Consider the following 19,178-nt stretch of genomic DNA (forward strand, 5'->3'; position numbering starts at 1 on the left):
AGTTTTTAAAGCTCGAACCGATTGCCGTCACGACAGATGATAATCTTATTCATGGGTGCTGGACCTTTCTTGTCGGGCCGCACGATGCGATTTATTGCATGGGTTCATACATAAACGAGATTTCACAACTCGTCGATAAAAAATGGGTTCGGCTTCCTAATGCTGTTGATCCGACTGAAAGTACAAAATCGTTGGCATTGGAATGGCGAATTCTAAGTAATGGATGGGTTGCAGGCGTATCCACTACCGACCTGTTCCTTTGGAACGGCATCTCATGGACACGAACGACTCTGAACGTCACGGATGAATTCTCGGGATCTCCTGATCTTATCGAGGATTTTAAAGGAGACCTGTGGATTTACGGAAGGTCAAAACAGGCTGAGGCATATGGATTGTATAAGATCGCTGGCGACGCGGTCATATCGTTTCCAGCACCTTCATGGCTGACTCATATTTTTATCCAGATCTCGCATCCGAAATCGTTCGATGGTCTGAATTACTTTCATGCGGGTGCCTATACATTCAATTTCATGACAGAAACATGGGAGCCGAGCCGCTTTCCTGTGCAGGACTCTGGCGAGAATGATAGCCTGCATCCCATGATGAACGATTCAAACAATACTTTTACACTACTTGGTAACAAGGGATTTTTCGAGAGCAACAACGATCTATTGTACTGGCCGATTAAAAGCTTAGGGCATGACGCGCGATCTCAAGGGCAAAGCATCGAACGCGCAGACAAGCTCCTATATTTCATCGACAACTCTAGACCCAATAATTTGAGTCGATTGGTCCGCATCAAGACAAGTTTTGTCTCGTCCTTTGATTCCAGCATGACCGGATCTGCTGATAGCCACGCTACCGGAAGCTGGAACACCACGGACGGACATACGATTGTAACCTTTTATGATGGAACTCAGCTTGAAATCTCAGCCGATCGAATCGAGAAGAAGAAAACCCCAGAAAACTTCCGGGATGCTCTCCAGGTCTTCGCATTGAAATCCGGAGGATACTGTATTTCGCGCGTTAATGGTTATTGGCTCTACGAACCTGAATCGAACAAATACGAAAATTTCGCTCTCGATGATGGCGGACGAGGAAGCCTGCACCAATGCACAGAAGACAGTTCAGGACGTCTTTGGTGGTTTCATTTTTTTGAAAATACGCTTCACGTTTATGATGGCGTAAGGCCGAAGTCTGTGCCTATTCTTCTCAAGGATGGCGAGACCATTAAGGCGATTAAGGCTTTGGCTGGCTATTCCAATCTCCTGATTGCAACAAGCCAACGTTTGGTCCTTTTGGACTCTGATGATCAAATCCAGAGAGTCATCACTTTAAATGAGATCGCAAGTGATGGACAGATTACCGCTCTAGAGAATGCAGTCATGTTGAATAATCAGGAAGTACTTGTTCAGGCTGAAAATCCAGGCAAGCTCAAGATCTTTTTTACCATAGATCTGTTAACAGGTGTTTCTACACCAGAAACCGAATTCAAGAGGATCGTTGGTGACTTTGGGTTGATTCGGTCCGCTCAATGGAACGATACGACTTTCGTTCTTATGGGCGGCCCCAAAGCAGTTTTTATGCAAAGAATTAACCGCAAATGGAAAGAGTTAGGAAACAACATATTCGACTACCAGCACGTCATGATTAACAAGGCCGCCAAACCCTGGTGGTTTACGGTCGACACATCCGGTCGCCTATGGTTCATAGCCTCGCCTTCTCCCTACACCTTCGGTCGCGTCGACCCAGACCTCGCCCCTTAACAGAGCACCCCATCCAAAACAAAAGTCCCGAACCTCCCCCGAGGTTCGGCCATCTCCCTCAGCACGCGCGCCAGCGCCTGATCTTTCTCTTCCCACTCAAGCATCTCAACCACCAACACACTCGCCGTCAGATTCCGTCCGCCCTGATTCCACACTTCCATAAGCCCATGCCCGAAAACCTCGAACCGCTCCAGCCTTCCGCGCGCATACTCCATTTTCCCTGCAGTATCCAGTCCACGCATGAGTTCCCGCACTGCACCGGCATCCTCCCCCGCTCCACAAAAATAAACCAAACCACCCTCATCAAACCGCGTCAGCGCATCCGTCAAATCATTTCGCAGATTCCCCGTCACCGCGGGAGGCATTTCCAAATAAGACCGATAAGCCCGCTCATGCAGCGCAAACTTGGAACGAGGAAAACGGAGCCACACCAGGGAATTAAAATAATCATGCAGGTTCCTCTCCCGCATCGGGATCTGATGATCTTCAAGGATGGAAGCTTCATACCGCCGCAGAGTAGGCCGCCCGGCCTCGCGTTTTTGCTTCGTGAGATTCCGCTTCCGCCTTTGTCCGATCTTGATTTCCGGGAACAGACGTAAAGCATGGGGCAGTGTTTGAAAGACAGGATGCTCATCAAATTTTTTCTGCCAGAACGGAACATCCGGCCAATCATTCTCGGTGAGGATCTCGGGAACGCGGTCCCAAAGACCTTGAAGACGCGGATGCTCGGCCATGAGCCGCAGGCTTTGCAGTGGATATTTCAAACTGGCTCACTCCATCAGCGGAAAGCCCAGACTTAACATAAAAGAAGCCCGCGGTTCAAAAGAATCCGCGGGCTTTTTTGTGTTGGAATGTCATCTCGTCTCTTTTGCCCCAGGCCTGCCGCTGCTTGCTCAGCCGCAGGAACGAGCGCTTCATTCATTATGGTTATAATCCCGCCCCAGCCCCGGGCGCGAGGTTAAAAGAACAATGTGTTCTGTGAAGCCTATTACGAGTGAACATGTTGATTCGCATGACGATATTCACTTATGACGCGGAAAAAAGTCAGAAGGTTATCCACAGGCCCGGTGGAAAACTCCCCAAAGCTCAAGCGGAAGTCGGCTCCCAGCAAGGCTTTGTCCGATATGCTCATTTTTTGTGCAGACAGGCTCTTCCTGCCGTCCACGGCTGCTTTTCTGACACAAACGAGGAATTCCTAATGACAGACCGCTCGGGGTTGGATAGGAAAGAATCCTTATGCTCGACAGGATGATGCAACATGGATGGTTTTCAACAGCGCTTTAATGGAATCGCTCGCCTTTATGGCGAAGCTGCACTCGAACGCTTTCGTACAGCCCACGTGGCAGTCATTGGTGTGGGCGGCGTCGGTTCATGGACCGCCGAAGCCTTGGCGCGCAGCGGTGTGGGCCGGCTGACTCTGATCGATCTGGATGAAATTTGCGTCAGCAACAGCAATCGTCAGCTGCATACGCTCACAGAAACCATAGGCCAAAGCAAGGTCAAGGTCATGGCCGATCGTTTGCGCGCGATCAATCCTGAATTAAGGGTCGATGCCGTGGAAGATTTTTTCACGAGCAGCACAGCCGCGCAACATCTCGCTGACGGCTTTGATGGCCTGGTCGATGCCATTGATAGCCTGAAAAACAAGTGTCTTTTGATCGCTCGCTGCCAGGAGCTGCGCATTCCCCTCGTCACAGTCGGCGGTGCAGGCGGACGACGCAATCCAGCCAAGGTGCAAATCGCCGATTTATCCCAGACGAGCAGCGATGGACTTCTTCGCCAGGTTCGGCGTGAACTGAGACACAGCTACGCTTTTCCCAAAGAGGGACTCTTTCATATTCCAGCCGTCTTCAGCACCGAGGCTCCCGTATTTCCAACTCCCGAAGGCGGCGTTTGCGATAAACCCCAGGCCGGACAAGGCGGCAAAGGCGGATGCGAGCAGGGCTATGGGGCCGCGAGCTTCGTCACCGGCGCTTTTGGTTTTGCTGCGGCATCCGCCATGCTCGATGAACTTCTGCGCGACCCCAAAGCCTCATAACTTTGGCCCGCGACCTGCAGTATCCATGGGGGAAGGGCCCCGAACCCTTCTTTACAAAAGCTGTAAGAATCGAAAGATTCAGGAGTTTCGCGCAACGAGTTGAGCATCAATCGAAATCAGACAAGAGCCAAAACCTCTTTAAATTCAAAAAGCTGCCGCGAATAGAGCCGATAGTCCGAGGACGATGGCTTTCCATCGCTTTTCTGCTCGGCATTTTATCCAATGCTTTCAGTGATTTAGGCGACAAACTTCCCCCAACTCCGAATTCGAATCACGAACACTGATCACTCTCCCTTCCCTTCGAATCCATTAACTCACATGAATTTCAGAGCTTTTCCCTCATCCTGCGGCGGTCCTGTCCTTGCAAAATGGAAAGGGCATACACGAACGGTAGGAGGACTTACCATGAACCGTCCTTTCCAGGGCATGATCCTCACGATCTGCGGTCTCCTCGGCTTTTCCTGCGCCGAAGAAAAAAACCCTTATAAGAATCGCTATGAGACAACCGGCACAACAGGTGGAGCCAGCGCGGCCACCGGCACCGGCAATGCGTCTGTGGATAGCAGTGGCGCTCCCGTCGCCACCGCCAGCGAAGCCGAAACGAAAACGGCCGCCAACACCGAAGCCATTGCCAAGGAAAGTTTAAACGCGGTTCAGATGATCTGTGGCAATCAGCCGAGCCTTGCAAAATTTGCAGCCGAGATGGCTGTCCTTTGCGTCAACGGCCAACCCTCGCAAGCCTTCGCCAATGCTCTGGCGGCGCCTTATAAAGGCGGTGCCAATCCTCCTTTGGTCCTCGTGAAATCCGTGGATAACAACGGCATCAGCGAATTCATTCTGCTCGCCGTTCTTGAAGTTCCCAAACCCATCGCCGATGTCTTTGCCAAACGCGATCTGACTCATAAAGGGACGATGACCGAAGGCAATGCCACCGTCACTCAAACAGAACTCGCGGCCACTCCAGGCAACGGCGCCGAGCAGCTCGGCAGCTACGATGTGAAATTTGATCTGAACGTCCGCGTCGGCATCATCAATGTCGCCGATACCCGCATTCTGCAGCAGGATTTCGTGAGTCTGACGCCGGATAAATCCTTGATCGCTTCGATGAGCTATCTGAAAGCCGGCGCCGCCGACAACACCGATAACATCCTCGCCAACTCGGTTTCCTTCTGGATTGGCGACAAGAATACGACCAAGCTGATCTCGGTCAACCATCAGATGGTGGATAACCGGGGCCAGGCCGCGACCGCCGAGACCACAGTCACCTCGATCGGCCGCCGTACGATGACAGATACCTACACCATGTTCTCGCAGTGAAAAATAGAGGGGATCGTCCATGCGCAGGCTTAAGGCAAGCTTCACGAAAAAGGCCAGAGGTACACTGATAGGCTTGACGTTTGTTTGCAGCGCTCACAAAGCGCGCGCCAACGACATCTTCGATTATCAGGGCGCCTATACCCACGCGTCTGGTGGGGCCGGCGTGACCATGAGCCGCAGTGGAGAAGCGATCCTCCATAATCCAGCCAATCTTTGGGCCAGCCCGACGAGCGACGCCTATGTGGATTTCGCTCCAACCAACCTGAAATATCAGGTCACGACGCCCAGCCCGAATATCAAACCAGGAACGATCAACGTGCCTGTGCTGCCTCTGACCTCGGTGGGCGGCAGCGTAAAGGGCTACACCGGCCCCTTGAGCTTTGGCTATATGTTCGTCCCGACCGGCGTCGGCAGCACGGTGAAGGTCGAAGATTTTCCCATCGCTGTCAACGGCCAGTATCAGACCGCTACAATCAATTCGACTCAAAAAGGTTTTCGCTTCGGCATCGGCTCGGCTTATAAAGTCATGCCTAATCTTTGTCTCGGCTTCAGCATCATGAATAACTACAGCAGCAACAGCACCAAGATCAGCGTCGGTGGCCAGGATTTCCTGGAACTCGAGAATAAATCGAGTTCTTTGCACCTGGCTCTGGGCGTTCGCTATGAAATCGCCTCGATCGCGACGCTGGGTTTCATCTTCCGTCCTTCGACCGATATGCATTACACGCTGAAACTCAAGGCCCTGGGTTCGGACACCCAAAGTTTCTACCGCCGCGATTATCGCCCGACTCTCTATGGCGCCGGCGTTCACAGTAAACCCCTGGGACGCTTCGAGCCTTATCTGCAGTATTCCTACGAGCGCTGGACACCAGCCACCTTCTATGCCCAGGCCCCGACCCAGGCCGTCAGCGGGACCGCGCCTGTGGAATATCTGAATACCCACAGCTATGTGATAGGCTCGCGTTATGCGCTGCACGCCAGCCGCCATCTGTCCTTTGCCTATAGCCATTTTACCAAAAACAAAGGCTCGGGCATCATGGACCCATCGGGTCAGGTGGCCATGCAAGGCCGTGGTGCACAGGATTTTGAAGCCCTCGACCGCACGCATTTGACGGCAGGCCTTGAACTCAACACCAAGCCGGCCGACTGGTTGATCTATAGCAGCTATATCCACGGAACCGCCGAAAGCCCTGAAAATACCCCAAGCGCAGGGTTCTATGAGATGACCGCACTCATGGTCGGCCTCGGCTATGTGAGCAAATAGAGGTCTGTTTGGATCGACGGACTTGCAGGACGCGCGTAAAAAGTTCAGAATGAGTTGCTTCTTGCGGAAGGACCCGACATGACAGCTCATCGCCTCATTTGTGACATTCAGGGCTTGCAGCTCTTCCAATTGCCCGTTCTCACGGATAATTATATTTATATACTCCACGATAGACCCAGTCACCAAACGGTCGTGATTGATCCGGCCGAGGCCGAGCCCGTTATTGAATTTTTGGAAACTCGTGGCTGGACGGTCGATGCTATCTGGAATACGCATCATCATGGCGACCATGTGGGGGGCAATCGGATTCTGCAGGAAAAATACGCCTGCGCGATTTATGGCTCCGAATTTGATAAAGATCGCATCCCGGGCATCACCCAGACCGTCAAGGATCAGGATGAATTTTTACTCGGAACCTGGCGCGTCGATGTCATGGAGACTCCGGGTCACACGCTGGGACACTGTGTTTATCATATCCCCGCGGCTGATATTCTCTTCTGCGGTGATACGCTCTTCGCGCTCGGCTGCGGCCGTCTCTTCGAAGGCACGGCGGACCAAATGTGGAACAGCCTTGCGAAGATTCGTAGCCTGCCCGGAACAACCCGCGTCTGCTGCGCGCATGAATACACTCTGAGCAACGCCCGTTATGCACAGAGTCTCCCGTCCTATGCGCTCGGTCTTTTGAATTACATTGCCGAGCTTCAGTCTCTCCGCAGTCGTGGCGTTCCCACGGTCCCCACGCAGCTGGCGGCAGAAATTGCCTACAATCCCTTTCTGCAGGCGGATCAAACTCCGATGCGCGAGGCGATCGGCCTCGCATCAAACCCAGCCGCTCAGGTGTTCGCCTGGCTGCGTACCGGCAAGGATAGTTTCAAAGGCTGATAGGCCTTTGGTCCTTTCGAAAAAAAATCAGCCCTTCCCCTGTGCTTTTCCTTCAACTCTTTTTGGTTGCTTACAAACCAGTAAAGATCATTGCGTCTTGCGTCGAAACCTAAGAGCGGAATGGTCCCGAAGAACCTGGTTTTCGTGAGGCGTACTGTGAGCACATGGCCTTTCAAAAAAGTGAAGCTCCAAACTCCGGTGGAACGTTTGGTCTGCAGTGTTCCTTTGCCCCGTGGATGGCAAGGCGGCAGTCAAGGAACAGGGGAGCCCCGATGGGAAGCCGCCCTGATCCGCATGACGGAAAATTGGGATGCCGCGCGCTTCGAAAAGAAAATGCAGGCGGTGCTGGAACTCTTCCCGCTTCTGCGCGCTTCCTTAAGCCCGGAAGGCAAGGCCCTCGCGATTCGGGAAACCCAAAAAGTCCACTGGCGTCTGCTTGATCAGGCCGATCTCCTGGAGCAGGTGCTTCACAAAGGCTGGAATGAAGAGGTCAACGCGCTGATCCGCATCGATAGAGCACAGGGTCAACTGTGGGAAGCCCTGGTGGCCGTCACGGATGAAGGCGGATTTTTAGTCTGCCTCGCAGCGCATACATCCATCGCCGATGCCGGCATGCTGCATGCGGCGCTGGCTCATCTTGAATTGCAGTTTAAGATGCTGGCCCCCTCGCCCACGCAGCGCGAGATCATGGCTCGCGAACGACTCGATATTCTGCAAAAAACGGCCTGGGCCAATGCTCAGAAAATGTCCGAGTCCCATGCTCCTCAGCTGCCTCCGAGTCTTCCCAGGAAGGCCCATGAGCCTGGAAAAAGCGGCAGCTGCTCTTTCCGTCTGCCGGCTCACTCCTGGCAAAAAATGAGCGATCACGCCCGCAGTCTTGGTCTGCCTTCCTTTACGGTGGCGGCGATTTTGATGCGTGCGGCTTTGCAGAGACTCTTCCCCGACGATATAGGTCCCATTCTTTTCAAAAACAGCCTCCGCTTCCCCAAAACCCCGCATGTGACATCCAGCAGCGGTTGGGAGGCCCTTCAAGTCGCCTGCAGCCTAGACAATAATTTTACCGACTTCCTGCGCGCCGGTGAGCAGGCGGCTTGGGTGCCCATGCCGCATCCTTCCGATCAAAAATGGGCCGCTGGACTTTGGGTGGGTGTGGGGCTTTTGCCTGCATCCAGCGAAGCGCAGCAGCTCCGCATTCTGAGCAGTGATGCCGGTCCTACCGATCTTCTGTGGCTTTGCCCCGATGGAGATGGCGAAACGTTCCTGACCTGGAGCGATGGCGTCTGGGATTCTGAAGTTCCGCTCAGCCTCGCTGCGCTACTCAAAGAACTCGCGGAAATGTGGAGCGAGTCGGTGGAACAGCCGCTGAAGGCCTTGCCTACCGAACATATCATTCTGCCCCTTTGGCAAAGGTGGAACAGCACATACCAGGCCTGGCCTTTGGAACAAACCATTCCCCAGCTGCTTGCCCCTTCGCTGCAAAAAGCCGGCGACGCGATTGCGATTCGCAGCCGCTCGGGTGATCTTAGCTATCGACAGCTTGATATGCAGTCGAAACAGCTCGCGCTTTGGCTTCAAAGCCAAGGTCTTGGTCCCGGGGATCTGGTCGGAATCGCTCTTTCCCGCACGCCGGCGATGCTCGTGGCCCTGCTCGGAGTTCTGCGCGCCGGTGTCGGCTATGTGCCACTCGACCCAGAGTTTCCAGCCGATCGCCTGCAATTCATGATGAAAGACTCCAAAATCAAAGGAGCCTTCTGTGAAGAAAGCATGCGGCCTCTGATCGAGACCACCTGCAGCGCGTGGGTCTGGAATGAAGTGCAAAGAAAATTGCCGGAGCATATGGCTGATCAATGGCAGGACCCCGGTCATGATCCTTCGTCGATCGCCTATGTGATTTATACCTCAGGATCCACGGGACAGCCCAAAGGCGTGCTGCTCGGTCATCGTTCGGTCGTGAACTTCCTTCTCTCCATGCAGGAAGCTCCAGGGCTCAGCAGCTCGGACCACGTCCTGGCCGTCACGACTCTTTCGTTTGATATTGCCGTTCTGGAGCTCCTGCTCCCGCTCCTCTGCGGCGCGAGTCTCTATCTCGTCAGCGCCGAGGAAGGCAAGGACGGCAATCTTCTGAGGCACCTTGTGGAAGAGGAAGGCATCACCTGCATCCAGGCCACGCCTTCAAAACTCCGGCTCCTCTTGGACGCAGGCTGGAAAGGCTCGAAAATCCGCAAAGCTCTTTGTGGAGGGGAACCCTTCCCGCTCGATATCGCGCGACGCCTTCTGCCGATCGTGGACGAAGTCTGGAACATGTATGGTCCGACGGAAACCACAGTGTGGAGCACCATCCATCGCATTCAGAAAGCTGACGGCCTTATTCCGATCGGACGGCCGATCGCCAACACAGCCATTTATATTCTGGATGAAGAACTCGCGCCCGTCCTGCCTGGTGAGAAAGGTGAAATTTTCATCGGCGGTTCAGGCCTTTCTCTGGGCTATATGGGCCGTAACGATCTGACGGCCGAACGCTTTCAGATGATTCCGTCCGTCTCTGCTTTGGCCTATAAAACAGGGGATTCGGGCCGCTTCCTTTGGAACGGTGAGCTCGAAATCTTTGGCCGGCTCGATCATCAGGTGAAGCTGCGCGGCTATCGTCTGGAACTCGGTGAAGTCGAAGCCGTGATCGCCAGCATGCCGGGCGTCGAGCAGTGTCTCACAGCTGTGAAGGACTTTGGTCCGGATGATCCGCGGCTTGTGGCTTATGTGGTTGCAACGGCGGCCTTTGATGAACGGCAGATTCGTCAGCTGGTCAAGGATAAACTGCCGAACTATATGCTGCCGGCGCATTATGTTGTGCTAGCAAAGATGCCGCTTCTTCCGAATGGAAAAACGGATCGGAAGCAGCTGCCACATCCTTTGGAACAGCGCGACACGCAAAAGCCTGCAGCGCCCGAAGTGAAGGCCGCAGCCGAGCCAGCGCCTGTGGTCGCGACCCAGGCTCCCGAACCAACGCCCGTGGTGAAGAAAAATCCCGACTCACTTCCCACGCAGGCGACAGCCCCGATGCCCATCACACCCTCGCAGGCCCGGATGCTCTTCGTCGAGGATTTTTATCCCGACACGACCGTCCATAACCTTGTGAGCGCCTGGCAGATTCAGGGGGCCATGGATTTCCAGGCCTTCCGCCGCGCTATCGAAGCTTTGATCATTGAACAGGAAAGCCTGCGCATGGCAGCCGTTCCCACCGATGATGGCTATGCCCTTCAGCTCAGCCCGCCCTTTGCACCCGAACTCCGCATTCATGGACGGGAGAAACCCAATATGAGTCTGGACGAGGTCAAGGCCGCGATCATCGATCTTTCCCGCGAAAAACTCGATCCTACCCAGGTTCCGAATTTCCGCATGGGGCTTTTCCGTCTGAACACCGATTCGAGCGTGTTCTTCCTGATCACCCATCACATATTCTGGGATGGTTTTTCCTACGGAGTTCTTTGGAAGAGCATTCAGCGCCTTTACAAGGAAGTCCTGGTCTCCGGCCGCGCCACGCCGCAGATCCCGGCTTTCAATTTCTCGCACTATGCCCGTCAGCGCCAGGCGGAGCTTGAAGCACCGCATATCCGCGAGGAGATGCAGTACTGGATGAACGTCTATCAGGACATTCCTGAGCCGCTGGAACTGGCCTACGACTTCAGCCGCCCGGCTCAGCTGAATCACAAAGCCTCCACGGCCTGGATCCCTTGGGATCAGGCTCTGGATACCAAGCTTCAGCATATAGCCAAGACCCTGGGCTGCACGGTTTATCACGTGCTGCTCGCCGCCTACTACACCCTCCTCTATCGCGTGTCCGGACAGGGCGATCTTGTCATCGGAACTCCCGTGCATGGGCGCCAGCAGGTGGAAGTGTTCGAACTGCTCGGCAACTTTATCAATGTGGTGGCTCTGCGGCAGAAACTGGATCCTGCCATGAAGTTTGTGCAGCTGATCGAACGGGTCAAAGCCATGACTACCGAGGCCATGACGCACAGTGATCTGCCCTTTGAGAATATCATCGCGGCTTTGAAACTGACGCGCGATCCGGGCCGTACACCGCTTTATAACAGCATGTTCTTCTATCAGGATCAATCCCTGCAGCGTGTTCAGTTCGGTTCCACCATCGTGGAGCATATGCGTCTGCCCAACACCACGGTCGATACGGATTTGATTCTGTGGGTCGAGCGCCATGCGCAGACTACCTATGCAGGTTTCAATTTCCGCCTCGACCTTTGGGAGCAGGGCACGATGGAAAGCCTGGCGCTGAGTTTCCGTCAGCTCCTCGATGCCCTCCTGGCGAATCCCGAGCAGGATTTAACGCAGCCTCTTCTGGTCTCTCCAGCCCAGCAGGAGGATTTGATCCGTACCAGAAATCACAGCAGTCTGCCCTCGCCTTCGGAAAAGACGCTGCCGGAGATTCTGGAAAAAAGGGCCCGGATGTCTCCCGAGCAGGTTGTGGTCCGCGATCTGCATGGCGGAAGTCTGAACTGGGGTGAACTCGATAAACGCTCCCGGCAGCTGGCTCAGGTGCTCAGGCAAAAAGGTGTTCAGCCGGGCTCGGTCGTCGGCATCTGCCACAGCCGTAAACTCGATCTGATCGTCGGAATGCTGGCGACCCTGCGGGCCGGCGCCGCGTATCTGCCTTTGGATCCCAACTTCCCCGTCGATCGCCTGAATTATATGGTCGATGATGCGAAGACCAAACTGATTCTGACCGAATCGTCCTTGGTCGATCTTCTGCGCGCGACACCCGTGCCCTTCCTTTGCCTTGATAAGGATAAGACCAGCTGGAGCGCGCTCGATCCCGCTCTTGATCAAGGGCCGCTGCCGGCTCCAACCGATCTTGCGTATATCATCTATACCTCGGGCTCGACGGGCAAACCCAAGGGCGTTGAGATTCAGCATGGAGCCGTGGCCTGCTTTCTCCAGTCCTTCCATGCTGCCGTCGACATTCCCGAGGACCCAAAGACCCTGGCCATCACCACCATCTCGTTTGATATCTCGGTGCTCGAAATATTTGGAACTCTGGCCTGGGGTGGCTGCCTGACCCTTGTGGAACAGGATAAGGTCATGGATGGCCCGGCTTTGATCAAAGCCCTGGCCGATCATCGCATCAATCTTCTCCAGGCCACGCCCGCGACCTGGCGCCTTTTGCTGGAATCCCGTTGGTTTGGTCAAAAGGAACTCACTGCGCTCTGCGGTGGCGAGGCTCTGCCGCGTGATCTGGCTCGTGAACTCATTCCGCGCACCCGCGTGCTTTGGAATGTCTATGGGCCAACCGAAGCCACAGTATGGGCTACCGCATCACGCATCACCGATGCCGACGGGCCTATCACCATAGGCCGCGTGCTGCCGCAGTATGAAGCCTATATTCTGGACGATCAAAAACGTCCCTTGCCACCCGGCACGATCGGATCGCTTTACCTCGGTGGACCTGCTCTGGCGCGAGCCTATCGCAATCGTCCGGATCTGACCCAGGAAAAGTTTGTCGCACATCCCTTCCAGGCCAACGCTCGCGTCTATGATACCGGCGACCTCTGCCGCTATCGTGCCGACGGACAGATCGAATACATCAGCCGGAAGGATAACCAGATCAAGCTGCGCGGCTATCGCATCGAACTCGGTGAGATCGAGAACTCCATGACGAGCCTGCCTGAAATCAAGCAGGCCGTCGTCATCGTGCGTGAGGATCAACCCGGTGATCAACGCCTTGTCGCCTATGCAGTCCTGCAGAACGGCAAGGCCATGACGCTGCCTCTCCTTCTGCAGGCTTTGCGGCAGACTCTGCCGAACTACATGCTGCCGAATCATCTTGTGGTGCTGCCCCAGTTTCCTTTGACAGGCAGCGGTAAAATCGACAAAAAAGCCCTGCCGCCCCCTCGGGAGGAGAAAGAGCAGCCGGTCAGTGTCAAAGCCCATGCTGAAGCCGGTCTTCATCCGAGCGAAGAACGCATCGCTGCGATCTGGCGCGAGATGATAGGCATCAAAAAAGTTCGCCGTTCGGATAATTTCTTTGACCTTGGCGGCCATTCACTTTTGGCCTTGAAAGTTTTGCATCGCTGTCAGCAGGAACTGGGCGCAAGCTTCAAAGTTCGGGATCTTCTTCTGATGAATCTCGCTCAGCTCGCCTCGCAGTTGCCGGCTGAAGTTCCCGCAGCCAATCGTATCGGAGGAGAACGGTCATGACCGCCCTACGAAGTCACCCCCTCTTTCTGAATTCGATGGATCAGCAGATTTTCGCGCTGCATTATCCTGCAGAAAACCGTGCACAGGAAACCATCATCATCTGTCCACCCGCTCCGCAGGAAATCATGCGCTCCCAGGCAGCTCTGGGACAACTTGCGCGACGCCTTCAGGAAGACGGTTATCATGTGCTTCGCTTTGATTACAGCAGCACGGGTGATTCCGAGGGCAGCTCCGACTGCGTTTCGATGGACAGCTGGCTCCAGGACGTACTCAAAGTCTGCGTCTTTGCTGAGGAGCAATCTCCCGGCACGCGCATCTCGCTTCTGGGCCTGCGTCTGGGCGCAGCGTTGGCGATCCGCGCCAGTCAGCAGCGGAAGGTGCATCGCCTTGTCCTTTGGGATCCCATCGTCGATGGCATTCATTATCTGCGGGAAATGGAAGCCTCCCATGCGCGGATGTTTCAGCTGAATCCGATCGAGCCGCCCTTTCCTTCATGGCGCTATGGAAAGGAACAGTGCTGGGGCTTTCCATGGTCGGAATCCTGGCGTTCCCAAATCGCAGCCGTCAGTCCCGTTCTTCTGCTTCCAAAAGCCGATTCGCTGCATATCATACTGAGCGCCACGGATCCTGTGGTTCGCGACGCCAGCCAGAACTGGCAAAAGCAGGGTGTAACGATCGACCTGCAGCATGTCGGCGAGCCCATGTTTTGGGGTGATGAACGCTATATCAAGATTCGCGCCTTTCCTGCCGCTCATTTGCGGCGGATTCAGGCTCTCTGGGAGACAAACGAATGAGTAGAATCGCTCTGCGTTTTGGCAGACAAGAGCACCTGATCGGTGTCATCCATGAAGCGGAAAACCAGCCGCGTTCGGTGGGCGTTCTGCTCTGGAACACAGGCATATCCCATCGGATCGGCCCTTTCCGCGTTCATGTGGAACTGGCCGAAAAAATGGCTCAACTCGGCTTCACCGTCATTCGCTTTGACCTTTCGCGTCTTGGGGACAGCGATCTGGCTGAACACGACGCCTCGATCCAGGATATGTTCACGCGCGATATCCATGATGCCGCGCAGATATTGGAAGACCGCTACCAGATCAAGGACATGATCTCGATTGGAATCTGTTCAGGCGCGGTCGATGCCTGGTATCATGCGAGGCAGGATCCACGGATTCGCGGACTCGTGATGGTCGATAGCTTTGTCTATCCGACCTTCCGCCATGAGTTTCAATTTTTCCTGAAGCGGATCTTCAGTCCCAAACGCTGGAATCGCTATCTGACAAGGGCATTCCTGCCATGGGCGCAAACGAAGGCCCTGGCCCCGGCGAATGATTTCCTCGATCCCAATTATCCCACGCAGGCGGATGCGGCCACGGATACTCAAAAACTGGTGGACCGCGGCACGGAAATGCTCGTGATCTATACCGGAGGATTTCATCCCTGGTACAGCTATAAAAATCAGTTTGCTGCCATGCTTAAGGGCGTGAACTTCAAAAAGAAGCTTCAGCTGGAATTCTGGCCTGACGTTGATCATCTTTTTTCCCTGGTCGAGGATCGCAAGCGCTTCATGCGCCTTGTGCAGATCTGGATCCAGGAAAAATTCCTGCAACCGATCATGGCGCTCGACCAAAGCGAAGTGAAAGTCCAGCGAGATCCCGAGCTGGTGCCGATCCCCAGCACTGTCGAGTCGGAACCGACGGCTCAGCCTGAACCGCAGCCTCTTCTTCCCAGCCCCGAGCCGGTCATGGCTCAGCTTAACGCCGAAGACGAGGTCATGCAGACCCTTGTGCTCAAGACCATGAATGATCTTCTCTACCCAGCGTCCTTGCAGGTGGATGATAATTTCTTTGATTACGGTGGCAATTCCCTCCTCGCCATCAGAGTTTGCCAGGCCCTTGGCCAGGCTCTGGGTCGCCAGGTGCCGATTACTCTTCTCTATATGCATCTGCGTCCGCGCGAACTCGCCGAGGCTCTCATGATGCAGAAAAATGAGCTGCCGCCTGTGCAAGAGGAAGCTCCGCCTGCGTCCGAGCCCTTGGCCAAGGACTCGCCTGCCATCACGAGTGATGCCATTGCCGTGATCGGCTATGCGTGCAAAGTCCCCGGGGCCCGCAATGTTCAGGAATTCTGGTCGATGATTCGCGAAGGCCGCGAAGGGCTTACGCACTTCAAAGCGGACGAGCTGGATGCATCACTGCCCGAGTCTCTCATCAGCCATCGCAATTATGTGGCATCACGCGGCGTCATAGATGGGGATCGCTTCGATCATGAGTTCTTCAGCATGAATCGCCGGGAAGCGATCTTCATGGATCCCCAGCAGCGCGTTCTGATGGAAACGTGCTGGCAGGCTCTGGAAGATGCCGGCTGGGCCCACCGGCGGCAGACGGCCCGCATCGGAGTTTATGCGGGTGTCGGCAACACGAGCTATCAATCACGCAATCTCATGATGGGTCATGCCACGCCGCATTCCGAAGAGGAATTCTTCGCGCAGATGGGGAACGACAAGGACTATGTCGCGACCCATATCGCCTACTACCTGGATCTGAAGGGTCCGGCGGTTTCGGTGCACACCGCCTGCTCAACGTCTCTGGTCGCTGTGGTGGAAGGGATCAAAACTCTTCTGACCGATGAAGCCGATCTTGTGCTGGCCGGGGCAGCATCTGTGAATGCGCCCATGCACAGCGGCCATCTTTATCAGGAAGGCGGCATCTTCAGTCGGGATGGACATTGCCGGCCCTTTGCCGCCGACGCCACCGGGACCCTTTTCTCGGACGGCAGCGCGGTGGTCGTCCTGAAACGCCTGGATAAAGCCCTGGCCGATGGTGATCCCATCCGTGCCGTGATCCATGGCTGGGCTTTGAATAATGATGGTCGCAATAAAAGCAGCTTCGCGGCCCCCAGCGTCGAAGGCCAATCCCAGGCCATAGCCAAGGCTTACGAAAGATCGGGCTGGTCGCCTCGCACCGTCTCTTATATGGAATGTCACGGCACCGCCACACCCATTGGCGATCCCATCGAGATCGAGGGCCTGCGGAAAGTTTTCCAAGTTCACACGCAGGATCAGCATTTCTGTGCGCTCGGTTCGGTAAAAGCCAACATCGGCCATCTGACAGCCGCCGCCGGCACCATCGGTCTGATCAAGGCCGCGCTTGTGCTGGAAAAAGGTGAAATCCCTCCGGCGCTGCATGCCTATCCCTTGAATCCAGAACTCCGTTTGAATCAAAGTCCTTTCCATATTCCGAAGACCTTGCAGAGCTGGCCGCCGTCAGCACCGCGACGCGCGGGCGTCAGTTCCTTTGGAGTCGGCGGCACCAATTCCCATGTTCTTTTGGAAGCCGCACCGACTTCCCACGGGCAGGCGAAATCATTCGATGAACTCGATCCCTGGTTGACCCTCAGCTGGTCGGCGCGTGATCCTCAGACCGCACAAAGACTGCAGGAATCCCTGAGCGCATCGTGGAATGACGCCGCGGTCAGCGCCCATGACCTTTGCTATACGATGGGCCGTTTCCGCTCGCGTTTTCCTCACAGGCAAAGCGTGACAGGCCGTGGTCCTCAGGACTGGCAGCTGGCCCTGACGCGCCTTAAAAAGAACGCCCAGTATTATCCGGAGAAAGCCCTTCCGCTGGTGCTGATGTTCCCGGGTCAAGGCAGTCAGTATACGAACATGGGTCATGACCTGGCTCAGGCATGGCCGCGCTTCAGGCTTCATTATGAAAAAGCGCTGACCGCGTTTCAGCAGCGTTTTGATCTGGACCTGACTCTGGCTTTGGATGGCGTTGAATCCGAATGCGGGCCGCTTTTGAGTTCCACGCTTTACACCCAGCCCGCTCTTTTCTGTTTGGAATGGGCCTTGGCACAAAGCCTTCTGGAAAGCGGATTAAAACCTGCCGCCGTGATGGGCCACAGCATCGGCGAAATCGCAGCCGCGACCGTGGCTGGAGTTTTCCGCTTTGATGACGCTGTGCACCTTGTCTATCATCGCGCGCGGGTTATGCAGTCAGCGCGTCCAGGCACGATGCTGGCGGTCCGTGCGCCGCGGGAAAAACTCCAGGGTCTTCTGCCACAGAGCCTGAACCTTTGCGTGATCAACAGCAATGAAGCCTGCGTGGTCGGAGGCGAACGCGCCGACGTTGATGCCTTCATGCCGGTTCTCAAAGCCAAGGGCATAGCCTTCAAAGCCTTGGATACATCACACGCCTTTCATTCAGCCATGATGGATGAGGTCCTGGATGAATTCCGTAAAGCCATTCAGGATGTGCCCCGGCACAAGCCTTCCTTGCCGATTATTTCGACAGTCACAGCCCAGCGGCTTCGCGATGACGAAGCCCTGTCTCTGAAGTATTGGGTGGATCAGATTCGCCAGCCGGTCAACTTCATGGGCGCTGTTCAGTTCGCCTCCACGCTGCAGGATGCTCTTTTTGTAGAAGCCGGACCGCGGGATGCCCTGAGTCGCTTCGTTCAGCAAATCCTGCGGGAAGAGGGTCGCTGGCCCTCACTGGCCCTGCTCCCCAAAAGCGCGGCCAATGGAGGCGAGGATACCGCCTTCGCGGAAGGCATCAGCGAAATGTCCAACTACGGAGTCAACATCTTCGTGCCGCGCGAAGGTCGTGTGATTTCCGCGCCTGTGTATCCGTTCCAGGGCGAAAGACTGTGGGCGGAACCCAAAGCCATCGCGCCTCGCGAAGCCGCTCCGCTGCGTTCCATCAAACCCGAGCCCGGCATGAGCAGGGCTCCATCCGCGCCTTTCGCTTCCGATCATTGGCTGAAAAAACTCAGCGCATCCCTCGCTCAGATCAGTGGCCTTGAAGCCAGGGATCTGGCGTCGGAATCCTCGTGGGTGAGCCTTGGCCTCGATTCGCTTCTGCTCACTCAATGGTCGCTTAAAATGCAAAAAGAATGGGGCATCAACATGAATGTCAACATGCTGCAAAACGAGCTGCAAAATCTCCAGGCTTTGGCTGCGCACCTGCAAAGCCTTATACCGCAAGAGACTCCGGCAGTTGCCGCGACCCCGCCAATGCCGATGTCACCGCAAGTGAGCATGCCAGCTACGTTGGATGCCACAACCATTGGCAGCCTGCTGCAGCAGCAAATGACTCTGATGAATAAGCAAATCGAGCTGCTGACAGGACTTGTCGGGCATGTGAAAGACGCGCAAGGGAGCGTTCCGGCCGCGGCTCCCGCTAAAACATTGAGCACAATCGAATTCCCGGCAAAAGTCCAGGAAACTGCGCCTGAAGCGTTGGCTGGCTCGCCAATTCAAAAGCCTGTGAACGAACCATTGCCAGGATTTTTAAATCGACTCGTCCACGAAGGCGAAATTGAATTCGCAAACGATCACGGAGTGCTACGCATGCCGCGTTATCGGGGATCATTCCTCGCTCTTGACAGCGATGGCCAACCCGGCCTTTTTATTGAAAATCCCGATCAACTTGGAGAATACTGGCAGATAGCCGCAGAGTAATTCATGGACACGCATAAGCGAACGTGATTGGACAAAACTCTCAGTTTCCTTCATCATTCACCTGTGCTCGACAATGGAGCGAGTCTCCAGCGTCGGAAAGTCCCAGGGTTTGAAGATGATTCTGTTTTCTTCTCTTTCCAGGACTACTTTACGCTTGACCAGGTGGTGATCTCAGAGCAAAGATCACACGCATAAAGAAAGCGGTCCAAGACCCGCAAAGCGGCGACCCAGGCACACTTC

The 19,178-nt window shown here is 55.2% G+C and carries 9 protein-coding genes; 8 read left to right on the forward strand and 1 reads right to left on the reverse strand.

All coding sequences use genetic code 11. From position 1 onward, the window contains the following. Nucleotides 1–1,766 (forward strand): hypothetical protein (locus tag VFO10_RS00945; RefSeq protein WP_325136784.1); only part of this gene is annotated, 1,766 nt, incomplete at its 5' end. Here VFO10_RS00945 and VFO10_RS00950 read toward each other — a convergent pair. Further along, nucleotides 1,763–2,530, reverse strand: a complete 768-nt coding sequence (locus tag VFO10_RS00950) for a DUF3025 domain-containing protein (protein WP_325136785.1) — start codon at nt 2,528–2,530, stop codon at nt 1,763–1,765. The two genes, VFO10_RS00945 and VFO10_RS00950, sit on opposite strands and share 4 nt — an antisense overlap. A 494-nt stretch (nt 2,531–3,024) precedes the next feature. Between VFO10_RS00950 and VFO10_RS00955 the strand changes: the two genes are divergently transcribed. From VFO10_RS00955 to VFO10_RS00985, 7 genes are all read left to right on the forward strand, one after another. Continuing rightward, entirely contained in the window at nt 3,025–3,804 is a 780-nt protein-coding gene (locus VFO10_RS00955; protein WP_325136786.1) for a tRNA threonylcarbamoyladenosine dehydratase, read from the forward strand. Nucleotides 3,805–4,209: 405 nt separating this feature from the next. After that, entirely contained in the window at nt 4,210–5,121 is a 912-nt protein-coding gene (locus tag VFO10_RS00960) for a hypothetical protein (protein WP_325136787.1), read from the forward strand. 19 nt (nt 5,122–5,140) lie between these two features. Then, nucleotides 5,141–6,385, forward strand: a complete 1,245-nt coding sequence (locus tag VFO10_RS00965) for a hypothetical protein (protein ID WP_325136788.1) — start codon at nt 5,141–5,143, stop codon at nt 6,383–6,385. A gap of 78 nt (nt 6,386–6,463) precedes the next feature. Next, a complete protein-coding gene (gene gloB / locus VFO10_RS00970) occupies nt 6,464–7,267 on the forward strand; it encodes a hydroxyacylglutathione hydrolase (protein WP_325136789.1) in 804 nt (267 codons plus the stop codon). Nucleotides 7,268–7,423: 156 nt separating this feature from the next. Beyond that, nucleotides 7,424–13,474 (forward strand): non-ribosomal peptide synthetase, encoded by a 6,051-nt coding sequence (locus VFO10_RS00975; protein ID WP_325136790.1) that lies wholly within the window; start codon nt 7,424–7,426, stop codon nt 13,472–13,474. After that, the gene (locus tag VFO10_RS00980) at nt 13,471–14,268 is read left to right on the forward strand and encodes an alpha/beta fold hydrolase (protein WP_325136791.1); all 798 of its coding nucleotides are present in this window, start codon (nt 13,471–13,473) and stop codon (nt 14,266–14,268) included. The genes VFO10_RS00975 and VFO10_RS00980 overlap by 4 nt, the downstream gene beginning before the upstream one ends. After that, nucleotides 14,265–18,938, forward strand: coding sequence for a polyketide synthase (locus VFO10_RS00985; RefSeq protein WP_325136792.1), 4,674 nt, complete (start codon nt 14,265–14,267; stop codon nt 18,936–18,938). The genes VFO10_RS00980 and VFO10_RS00985 overlap by 4 nt, the downstream gene beginning before the upstream one ends. Nucleotides 18,939–19,178 lie beyond the last annotated feature (240 nt).

The sequence above is a fragment of the Oligoflexus sp. genome (genome assembly GCF_035712445.1).
Taxonomy (GTDB): Bacteria; Bdellovibrionota_B; Oligoflexia; order Oligoflexales; family Oligoflexaceae; genus Oligoflexus.